The organism is uncultured Proteiniphilum sp. (assembly GCF_937873925.1).
Taxonomy (GTDB): Bacteria; Bacteroidota; Bacteroidia; order Bacteroidales; family Dysgonomonadaceae; genus Proteiniphilum.
Genome location: NZ_CALNAT010000013.1, coordinates 1 through 10,877 on the forward strand (window position 1 = coordinate 1; position 10,877 = coordinate 10,877).

The window sequence follows — 10,877 nt, forward strand, 5'->3', positions numbered from 1 at the left end:
ACGCACTTATTTCATTGATTTTAAATACTTTAACTATATAAACTCGCGAACAGTTTCAACTACTGATTCGCATTAATAGAGATGCCATATTCAGGGATTTGTTTTCGAAATTAACACAATAATCTACTGAGATTCTCCGTCTGCATCACCGGTGTCGTAATCCTCATCCCCCTCCCAGTTCGTGACCGGCTTTTGCGGCCCCTCCTTACGAAATACGAAGGCGAGGAGCAGCCCGCTAATGGCACCGGCCAAATGGCCTTCCCACGAAATGGCAGTATCCACCCATTCGGTAATGGGAAGGATACTCCAGATGGTACTCCCGTAGATAAAAGCTACCACGAGCGAGACGGCAACAAGCGGGATGTACTTCCGCACCAGCCCGCTGAAAAAGAGGAAGAAAAGGAGTGCAAAAACCAGTCCGCTTGCTCCCACATGATAAGATCCGCGTCCGATGATCCAGGTCAAAAGTCCGCTTAACAGCCAGAGCCAGGCGAAGGCACCGAATGCGATCTTGCTGTAGAAATAGAACAAAAACCAGATCAATATCAGTAGCGGAAGCGTGTTCGACAACAAATGGGAAAAGGAAGTGTGGATCAAGGGTGAAAAAATGATCCCGATCAGTCCGCTAATGGTTCCCGGCAATATTCCCAAGCGCGACAGATCCCATTTAAACAAGCCCGCATAGTCAACTATAAATACCAACCAGATCAGGACGATAAACACAATAGCGGGCAGGACAGCGAGTCGCATCCGTTTCTTCTCTATAGTATGCCATGATAAGTTATCGACATTCATTTCCGGGAATAACCTGTTTTTTATTCACTTTCACAAATGTACGAACAAATTTCTTTTTCCCGGCAAAAGTGGGGAAAACCGAAAAATTATCCATTCTTACTTGTGAGTTCAATTACGTTTTATTATCTTTCGCAGGAATTAAGCGGCACCCATTACCCTAAATTATACAACGATGAGTTATTTGAAATTCGATAAAGACCTGATGATTAACCTGGAGTATTCTTTGTACCGGAACGTATTGAGAACCAACCGAAGGGGAGCTTATCAGAACACATCCATATCCGGCTGCAACACAACCAAGTACCAGGGACTTCTTGTGATGCCCGTGCCTTACCTGGACGACGAAAATCATCTTATCCTCTCCTCTTTCGATGAAACGGTAATACAACACGGAGCGGAATTTAATCTGGGGATTCACCGTTATGCCGGCGACAACTATAACCCGAAAGGGCACAAATATATCCGTGAATTCAACTGCGACAGTGTGCCCAAGACCATCTACCGTGTGGGAGGCGTGATCCTGTCGAAAGAGATCATGTTCTCATCAAAAGAGAACCGGCTGATGATCCGATATACGCTTCTGGACGCCCATTCGCCGACGATTATCCGTTTCAAACCCTTCCTGGCTTTCCGGAAGATTTCCCAACTCACACGAGAAAACGATCAGGTGGACAAATCCTACCGCGAAGTGGAAAACGGCATCAGCACCTGCATGTATTTCGGTTATCCCGAATTGTTCATGCAGTTCAATAAAAAACCGGAATTTGTCTATCATCCCGACTGGTACCGCGACATTGAGTACCTGCAAGACCTGCAAAGCGGAGATACGTTCCAGGAAGACCTTTACGTACCCGGCTGTTTCGAAATGTCTATCGCCAAGGAAGAAGAGATTATCTTCTCTACCGGAGATATTATGGTAGATACCTCCAGCCTGGCAAAAGAATTCGATTACGAAATATATAAGCGGACTCCCCGTTCCAATTTCTATAACTGTCTCAAGAACTCAAGCCATCAGTTTTATTACATACCTCAAAAGGACGAACATTACCTTCTGGCGGGGTACCCCTGGTTTAAAGTGCGTGCACGTGACCAGTTTATCGCCCTTCCCGGATGCACGCTTTCAGTGGATAAACCGCAAGACTTTGAGAAGATGATGGATACGGCTATTCCCCATCTGAGAGACTTTATGGCGGACAAGCCATCGAAAAGTTATCTGAAGCAGATAGACGACCCCGATGTATTGCTGTGGGTGATATGGTCGCTTCAACAGTTCTGGAAAGAACGGAAGGATATCTTTATGAAAAAGTACAGCAATTTTCTGTATGAGATCATCGATTATATTGACGCGGGTAAACATCCCAATCTGATATTAGATAGAGAGAACGAACTTCTCTCGACCTACGGTCGCGATACAGCCGTGAGCTGGATGAATGCAACCATCGACGGCAAACCGGCAGTACCCCGGTCGGGCTATCTGGTGGAATTCAACGCCCTTTGGTATAACGCATTGAAATTTGCAGAAGAGGTATCACAAGAAATGGGTAAAGAAAAAACGGCAGCCGACTTTGAGGAACGCGCACGTTTAGCAGGCAATTCCTTTAAAGAGATCTTCCTGAATAAAGCCGGTTATCTCTACGATCATGTGGACGGGTATTATAAAGATCCGGATGTACGACCCAACATGCTCTTTGCCGTATCGCTCCCCTATTCGCCCCTTGAAAGAGGGCAAAAGAAATCGGTGATCGATTTTGTCACCAAAGAACTGCTTGCCACCTGCGGCATACGTTCGCTTACTCCGAAAAGCGACAAATTCCGTCCCCACTACGCCGGGACGGAAAATGAAAAAAAATTCGCCTATTTCAACGGGATGGCCTTCCCCTGGTTGTTCGGCCACTATATTGAGGCCTACCTGAACCTGTTCCATATGAGCGGATTATCGCTGGCGGACCGGATCATGGTGGAAATGGAGGGGCAAATACAAAACGACTGCATCGGAAGCATATCGGAATTTTACGATTCGAACCCTCCATTCATAGCCCACGGGGGATATTCCTTTGCCATAAGTGTAGGGGAACTGCTGAGAGCGCAACGAATAATAAACAGATATAAAACCACCGAAAATTAAAAACAAGGAATAAGAAGAGGAAAAGTTAAAAAAATCAGAAGACTGACGCAGAGAACCGGAATATCCGGTCTCCGGATCTCGGGAATTCAGCAATCGATAAATCATACAAAAACAAACATATGAAACGAACATCTAAATCATTAGATCCAAAACATGATTTAAATGTCTTTGTTCTTTACTCTTTACTCTTTGTTCTAAATAGAATAATCGTATGAAAGCATTAATGTTTGGCTGGGAATTTCCGCCGCATATTCTCGGGGGACTCGGAACGGCAAGCTACGGACTGACGAAGGGGATGGCAAAACAGGAGGATCTGGAAACCATTTTTGTGATTCCCAGGCCGTGGGGCGACGAAGACCAGAGCTTTATGAAGATCATAGGAGCCAACAACACGCCTATTGTCTGGCGGGATGTACCATGGGAAATGGCAAAATCGAGGCTGGAAAAATTCATGGATCCCCAGGAATATTACCGGATGCGGGATAATATATATGCTAATTTCACCTACATGCATACCAATGATCTGGGATGCATCGAATTCTCGGGCAGGTATCCGAATAATATTCTGGAAGAGACCAATAACTACTCCATTGTGGCAGGGGTGATCGCGCGTACCTATGATTTCGACGTCATCCATTCGCACGACTGGTTGACCTATCCCGCGGGACTCCATGCAAAAAGCGTTACCGGCAAGCCGATGGTGATCCATGTGCATGCCACCGAATTCGACCGCAGCAGAGGCAAACCCAACCCCATTGTGTATGGAATTGAGAAAGACGGGATGGACAACTGCGATCATATTATCTGTGTGAGCGACCTGACACGGCGTACGGTGATTGAGAACTACCATCAGCCTCACTGGAAGGTGACCACTGTGCACAATGCCGTGGAACCGCTTAGTCCCGAGATCGAGGCAATTGAACGGCTCTCCGGCGTTTCTGAAAAAGTAGTCACATTCCTGGGCCGCATCACCATGCAAAAGGGACCCGAATTTTTCGTGGATGCCGCAACACAGGTGATCCGCAAAACCGATCATATCCGCTTTGTGATGGCGGGCAGTGGCGACATGATGGATCAGATGATCCGTCTGGTTGCCGAACGGGGCATCGCGCATAAATTTCATTTTACGGGATTTCTTCGCGGCAAACAGGTATATGAAATGCTGAAATCGAGTGATGTATATGTAATGCCTTCCGTATCGGAGCCTTTTGGAATATCGCCGCTCGAGGCAATGCAATGCGGTGTACCGAGCATTATCTCTTACCAATCGGGCTGTTCGGAAATTCTTCATAACGTTATCAAGACCGATTACTGGGATGTGGATGCGATGGCCGACGCCATTTATTCCATATGCACTTACCCCGCCATGGCGGAACATCTGAAAGTAGAAGGGAAAATAGAAGTAGACAATATAAAATGGGAAGATGCCGGGTTAAAAGTCCGCAGGATCTATGATAACCTTATGTAAAACAAAACCTAACAAATAAAAATATGAAGACAATTTGTATTTATTTCCAACTCCATCAACCATTCCGGTTAAAAAGATACCGCTTTTTCAATATCGGCAGGGACCACTATTATTTCGATGACTACGCCAACGAAGATATACTGCAGCAGATCGCTTCCCGGTCGTTCATCCCTGCCAACCGTATGTTGCTCGACCTGGTAAACCAATATAAGGGAAAATTCAAAGTAGCATTTTCCGTTTCAGGAGTAGCCCTGGAGCAGTTGGAAATTTATGCGCCGGAAGTAATAGACGGGTTTCGCGAACTCACCAAAACCGGCAACGTAGAATTTCTTACGGAAACTTATGCCCATTCATTAGCCAGCCTTTTCGATCCGGAAGAGTTCCGCAACCAGGTGAAACATCACTCCGAAAGGATAGAGATGCTTTTCGAACAAAAGCCGACTGTTATCCGTAACACGGAACTTATCTACTCCGATGAGATTGCCGAAATGGTATATGAGATGGGGTATTCCAAAATGATCACCGAAGGCGCCAAACATATATTGGGCTGGAAAAGCCCGAACTACGTCTATCAGTCGGCGGCACAACCTCAACTGAAGCTGTTGCTCAAAAACAGCCGTTTCAGTGACGATATAGCCTATCGTTTTTCCAATTACAGTTGGAATGAGTATCCGTTGACGGCAGAAAAGTTTATCTCCTGGATAGCCGGTGCCGCCCCCGAAGAAGAGGTAGTCAATCTCTTTCTGAACTATGAGACGCTGGGCAATCTGCAGCCGTCACACACCGGCATTTTTGAATTCTTTAAAGCATTGCCCCGCTTTGCTTTCGAAAAAGGGATCGGATTTGCTACACCCAGTGAGGCACTGGACTCTCACGAGCCCATCGGAACCATTACCGTTCCTAATCCTATCTCATGGACGGATGAGGAGCGCGACCTGAGTGCATGGCTGGGGAACAAACTGCAGCAGAGTGCATTGAAAACTTTGTATGAAGTAGGTGAACGGGTTCGTTTATGTACCGACCGCCGGCTTAAACAAGACTGGCTCTATCTGCAGACCAGCGATCATTTCCATTACATGTCCACCAAACACTTTGGCAGCGGACAGAGCCCGTTCAGTCCGTACTTGTCGCCTTATGACGCTTTCAACAACTACATGAACGTCCTGAGTGACTTTGTGGGCCGCGTAAAAGCGCAATATCCCGACACGGTGGATAACGAAGAATTAAACGCACTTCTTACCACCATCCATAATCAGGAAATGGAAATCAAACGCCTTCAATTAGAACTGAAAAAAGTGATCGGAAGCAATGAGGAGATGTTAGTAGAGAAGAACAAAAAAATGCAAAAAAACAGATAAATACCTATTGAGGAATGTAATACTAAAAAGGGTGAAATCACAATTTGCAGTGACCCCACCCTTTTCATTTATAGTCTATTGGGAATAGTTGCCCGAGACTTATTTAGCGTAACTCACTGCCCGGGTCTCACGGATCACCGTAATTTTCACCTGACCGGGATAAGTCATTTCAGTTTGTATTTTACGTGCGATTTCCGACGACAATTTCTCGGTATCCTGATCATCGATCTTGTCGGCGCCAACAATCACCCTCAACTCGCGTCCCGCCTGTATGGCGTATGTTTTCACCACACCCGGGTAAGAGAGCGCCAGTTGCTCCAGATCGTTCAACCGCTTGATATAAGCTTCCACGATCTCGCGACGAGCTCCGGGACGAGCTCCCGAAATAGCGTCGCACACCTGCACAATAGGCGCCAGCAGGGAAGTCATTTCCACCTCGTCATGGTGCGCACCGATAGCATTGCAGATATCGGGTTTCTCCTTGAATTTCTCTGCCAGCTTCATCCCCAGTACTGCGTGCGGCAACTCGGGTTCGTCGTCGGGTACTTTCCCTATATCGTGCAGCAAGCCGGCACGTTTTGCTTTCTTGGGATTCAATCCGAGCTCCGAAGCCATAATCGCACAAAGATTGGCTACTTCACGGGAGTGTTGCAGCAGGTTCTGTCCGTAGGAAGAACGATATTTCATCTTTCCCACCATACGAACCAATTCGGGATGTAAACCGTGAACACCCAGGTCGATCACCGTACGCTTACCGGTCTCTACGATCTCATCTTCAATCTGCTTCTTCACTTTCGATACCACCTCTTCAATACGGGCCGGGTGAATTCGTCCGTCGGCTACCAGTTGATGAAGCGACAGGCGCGCAATCTCACGGCGGACAGGATCAAAACCGGACAGGACAATGGCTTCAGGTGTATCATCCACCACGATCTCAACCCCGGTAGCCGCTTCCAGTGCACGGATATTGCGTCCTTCACGTCCGATAATACGACCTTTCACCTCATCGGAATCGATATGAAATACCGTGATGGCATTTTCAATAGATGTCTCGGTCGCTACTCGCTGTATGCTCTGGATAACGATACGTTTCGCCTCTTTATTGGCCGTCATTTTAGCCTCTTCCATGATCTCACTGATGTAGGACTGGGCACCGCTCTTGGCTTCCTCTTTCAGGGACTCCACCAACCGCTCTTTGGCTTCTTCCGCAGAGAGCCCCGAAATGGTTTCCAGTTTTTCCACCGATTGCCTGTGCAGACGTTCCTGTTCGGCTACCTTTTTATCGAGAAACTCCTGCTGGCTTGTCAGGGTCAGTTTTGTCTCATCGATCTCGCTCATCCGCTTATTCAATTCCTCCTGTTTCTGATTGAGCGTCATCTCCCGTTGTTTCAGCCTGTTTTCGGTAATCTGGATCTTCGATGTACGCGCATTCGCCTGCTTTTCCGCTTCCGTCTTCAATAGAAGCATTTCTTCCTTTGCTTCCAGTAATAATTTTTTCTTTATTACTTCGGCATCTTTCTCCGCATCGCTCAAAATATTCTGAGCACGGGAATTGGCCGTCTTACCGGTTACGTACCAGGCACCCACGGCCCCGATCAGTAATCCGATAATACCTATCACTATTTCCATATTACATATTATTAAATTGATTGTTACACTCCTGCCGGAAGAATCTACCATTCCGGAAAGGAGTTTAGTTCTACTTCTTATTAAATAAAAAATCGCACTCAATTACACACATCACCGCCGATGCATATAAATGGTGCGTTTACCATTCTACTGTTTCCCAATAGAATGTATTATTTTTTCAGATAATCATCCAATTCGCCTATCAACGAATCTATCTTATCTTCAAAGGGTTTCGTATTATTCTTATCACCAAGAGAAAAATTTTCTGCCAATGCCTGAATGGCCGTCATCACCACAAAATCCTGTGTTGTCATAGGAGAGTTCTCGCCCCCGTACACAACGCGATATTGGTTTATTTTACTATTAATCTTTTTGGCGGCATCACGGAAAGCCTGCTCCTCCGACCGTTTGATTTTCAGTGGATATTTCCTGCCGGCAATCACTAATGTCAATAAAAATTTCTCGTCGCCCATCACATAAATTTTTCAGAAAATTATTTCAACAAATTTATGCACTTATCTACTTCTCGCACCAGTTTCGACAGTTTAGCCCTGGCTGTGTCCACATCTACCGAAGCGGCTGTTATGGTTCTGGCGGTCTTCAAACTGTCATATTTTGCTTTCAACTGTTCCAGCTCTTTTGCCGTCTCATCCAGATGGATCCTCCCCGATCGAATTTCAGTCTTTAACCGGGTATTCTCTTCTTTTAAAGAGTCACATAAAAACAATACCTGTTTTATTCGAACCTCCAGATCAACAAGCAGCTTATTATGTTCTTCAGCCATATGCAAACAAAAACTCACGCAAATATAGGCATTGAAATGGAGTCTAACAAATTAATTGTCTCTTATTTTGAATACGATTAATTTATTTTCTTATTAAAATGTACGGAACGTTTTCGTTTATTCATCCCATTCATCCGATTTCGCACCGTTCTGCCTGATATTTTGTACCTTTGCACTTCAAATTTTGATTTGAGAGCCGGGATCTGTGTCCGGAGATTAAAACTCACGATTGGGGGAGCCGGTAATTGAAAACAGGAGTTTGAGAGTTTGAGACTTAGCTCCTGGACTGAATTGGAAATTTGTGAATAGGATGATTCGGCTTATGCCGTTAATTGAAGAGGATGATGAACACCAGAAACATAACCATCAGTGATCGGATTGCGGCGATCTGCCCGGAGTTTCATGTAGCAGCCATAGCATGCAAGGTAAGGAACAGTCCCCATAATACCGGTTTATGGCAGGAGATCGAAGCATTTTGCTCCCGATCCTCTTCTACGCACAAAATGGGAGATATCAATCAACGGCCTGCCATTCATGCTACACGGCAGGTATATAAAAGGCTGGGGAAAGATCCCAGCCGTTACCGTCCCTCCGCAGAAGCGTTGTGCCGCAGGATGCTGAAAGGGCAGGAACTTTATCGGATCAATACGCTGGTCGACCTGATCAACCTGGTCTCCCTGAAAACCGGCTACTCCATCGGCGGCTTCGACGAAGCGAAGATTCAGGGAGACCTGGTGCTGGGCGTAGGCGAAGCCGGGGAGAAGTTCGAAGCGATCGGGAGGGGATTGCTGAATATTGAAGGATTGCCCGTCTACCGGGATGAACTGGGCGGCATCGGCACACCCACCAGCGATGAAGAGCGCACAAAGATCTCCTCCGGTACGACACGCTTACTGATGCTGATCAACGGCTATTCCGGCAAAGAGGGGTTACAGGAAGCCACAGACTATTCAGCAGATCTGTTAAAGAAATATGCCGGGGCCAAAGAACTGGATATCGGCCTGTTCAACGTGACTACTCCGGGAGGTAACACTGCTTTTTCAATCTTTTAAATCTTACGCGAGCCTGAAGCCAACAGTTGTTTTTATACGATTCTCAATACATGGATGAACAACTTTTCTGAAACCATGTTATAATTTACAAAAATCTATAGAGGCGCTCTTTCTCACCGTCATTAGCAGGCGGGTTTCAAATGACAATACATATGAACAGGTATACAATGTATCTTTTTTCCGTCTTCATTGCGCTGACGCTCTTCATCGTCGGCTGCAACTCCTGTCAATCCGGTGACAGGGACAGCGATCAACCAGACACTTCTACCCCGGATACAACTTCCGTGGATCATCAGGAGGAAAAAAAGAGAGAATTGACAGGAGAGGATATCCAGTTAGAGAAAAATATCCGGTACGACAAATACCTGCTCGACGATGAATATCCCTATAAAGATACTACCCGCCATTTCCAGTGGGAGAAAATACAGGAGCAGATCGCAGTGATCGAGAACGCGATGGCAGAAGGGGACACTTGGGGCATTTTGAGCAATTACAGGAATATGAATAAAGAAGCGCCTACGGTCGCCGATTTTGTAAGGAACGAATATGGACGGGTTTCGGATCAATTCGGCGTGGAACGTTATCAATCGGCTCCGCTTTATTCCGTCGACGGCGATACCACACTGGTGCGTTACGGGAGGGACGGATGGATCGTGAAACTGCCGGATAACGACACTACCGAAATGGTCAGGGTAAAAGGGGTTTCCTTTGAAGGCGAATTCCTGGTGCCGAATCGTTACCTCATCTCGTGGCATGACAGTGTCCGGTTCGACAAAGTCGTGGCGGTCGATGTGACCAACCAGAATATTTCGACACTGGAAAAAACAGGCGACACCTGGAATATATTAAGTATGACCCATGCTACGACAGGTGTTCATAATCCGCCCTACGCGCATGAAACACCTACGGGAATCTTTGCAGTGCAGGAGAAAAAAGAGAAAATGTTATACACACGCGACGGAACAAGCGAAATAGCCGGTTTCGCACCCTATGCATCCCGGTTTACCAACGGTGGATACGTACATGGTGTCCCGACACAGTATCCCAATAAAAGCATTATTGAATATAGCCAGACGTTGGGCACAACTCCCCGCTCCCACATGTGCGTAAGGAATGCGTCGTCGCATTCAAAGTTCGTCTTCGACTGGGCAACGGTTAAACAATCTGTTGTCATCGTAATTGATTAACAACTGATTCCAAAGAAAATTCGATTACATCCGTCGTTTTGAGTCGCCTTCGCTCCTCGATTTTCAATTCTCACTATGGCAGAAGACAAACAAGTTTGTCTTCTGCTCATTTAGCTTAACGAAAATGTTCGATTCATCAGACTATTTCTGTGCCCGACATAGTTAAAACAAGTTTAACCCCTGTGCTCGCTTAACGAAATAGTTATTATATTGGGGCGTTATTTCCGAATATACATATGCATAAAATAATTATTTGTTTCAGCTTTCTCTTTGTCCTTGGCCTGTCCGACCCTATGGGAGGGAAAGAGGGAAAATCGGAGTGTGTAAAAACGGCACTCCCTGAGGATGAAGGTCAATGGCTATACGAACAGATGGATCTGGACGGGTTGATACATTTCGACGCGTTTAAGTCGGCATATACGGGTTATAAGAAGTTAAATAAAGACAATAATCCTTTGCTTACCCTGATCGATTTCAGC

Annotated in this window: 9 protein-coding genes and 1 pseudogene; 6 read left to right on the forward strand and 4 right to left on the reverse strand. The window is 46.1% G+C overall.

Features of this window, described 5'->3' with window-relative positions; all coding sequences use genetic code 11:
- Positions 1–123: 123 nt before the first annotated feature.
- Positions 124–795 carry a rhomboid family intramembrane serine protease gene (locus Q0502_RS00975; RefSeq protein WP_298646090.1) on the reverse strand — a complete coding sequence of 224 codons (672 nt, stop codon included), beginning with the start codon at positions 793–795 and terminating at the stop codon, positions 124–126.
- A gap of 172 nt (positions 796–967) precedes the next feature.
- Here Q0502_RS00975 and Q0502_RS00980 point away from each other — a divergent pair, with 172 nt between their 5' ends.
- From Q0502_RS00980 to Q0502_RS00990, 3 genes are all read left to right on the forward strand, one after another.
- On the forward strand, positions 968–2,920 hold the full coding sequence (locus tag Q0502_RS00980; protein WP_298646093.1) for a glycogen debranching enzyme N-terminal domain-containing protein: 1,953 nt from the start codon (positions 968–970) through the stop codon (positions 2,918–2,920).
- 211 nt (positions 2,921–3,131) lie between these two features.
- A complete protein-coding gene (locus tag Q0502_RS00985) occupies positions 3,132–4,388 on the forward strand; it encodes a glycosyltransferase family 4 protein (protein WP_298646096.1) in 1,257 nt (418 codons plus the stop codon).
- Positions 4,389–4,411: 23 nt separating this feature from the next.
- On the forward strand, positions 4,412–5,746 hold the full coding sequence (locus Q0502_RS00990; protein ID WP_298646099.1) for a glycoside hydrolase family 57 protein: 1,335 nt from the start codon (positions 4,412–4,414) through the stop codon (positions 5,744–5,746).
- A 99-nt stretch (positions 5,747–5,845) separates the two neighbouring features.
- Here the strand turns inward: Q0502_RS00990 and rny are convergent, their stop codons facing one another.
- From rny to Q0502_RS01005, 3 genes are all read right to left on the reverse strand, one after another.
- Entirely contained in the window at positions 5,846–7,375 is a 1,530-nt protein-coding gene (gene rny / locus Q0502_RS00995) for a ribonuclease Y (protein ID WP_298646102.1), read from the reverse strand.
- 170 nt (positions 7,376–7,545) lie between these two features.
- Positions 7,546–7,848, reverse strand: coding sequence for a cell division protein ZapA (locus Q0502_RS01000; RefSeq protein ID WP_298646105.1), 303 nt, complete (start codon positions 7,846–7,848; stop codon positions 7,546–7,548).
- Positions 7,849–7,868: 20 nt separating this feature from the next.
- Entirely contained in the window at positions 7,869–8,159 is a 291-nt protein-coding gene (locus tag Q0502_RS01005; protein WP_298646108.1) for a hypothetical protein, read from the reverse strand.
- Between the two features lie 344 nt (positions 8,160–8,503).
- On the opposite strand from Q0502_RS01005, the gene Q0502_RS01010 reads away from it, so the two are divergent.
- The 3 genes and pseudogenes from Q0502_RS01010 to Q0502_RS01020 form a co-directional block, all read left to right on the forward strand.
- The gene (locus tag Q0502_RS01010; RefSeq protein WP_298646112.1) at positions 8,504–9,211 is read left to right on the forward strand and encodes a phenylalanine--tRNA ligase beta subunit-related protein; all 708 of its coding nucleotides are present in this window, start codon (positions 8,504–8,506) and stop codon (positions 9,209–9,211) included.
- A gap of 152 nt (positions 9,212–9,363) precedes the next feature.
- A complete protein-coding gene (locus Q0502_RS01015) occupies positions 9,364–10,398 on the forward strand; it encodes a L,D-transpeptidase (protein ID WP_298646110.1) in 1,035 nt (344 codons plus the stop codon).
- 236 nt (positions 10,399–10,634) lie between these two features.
- Positions 10,635–10,877: pseudogene (locus Q0502_RS01020) on the forward strand (hypothetical protein); the annotation flags it as partial.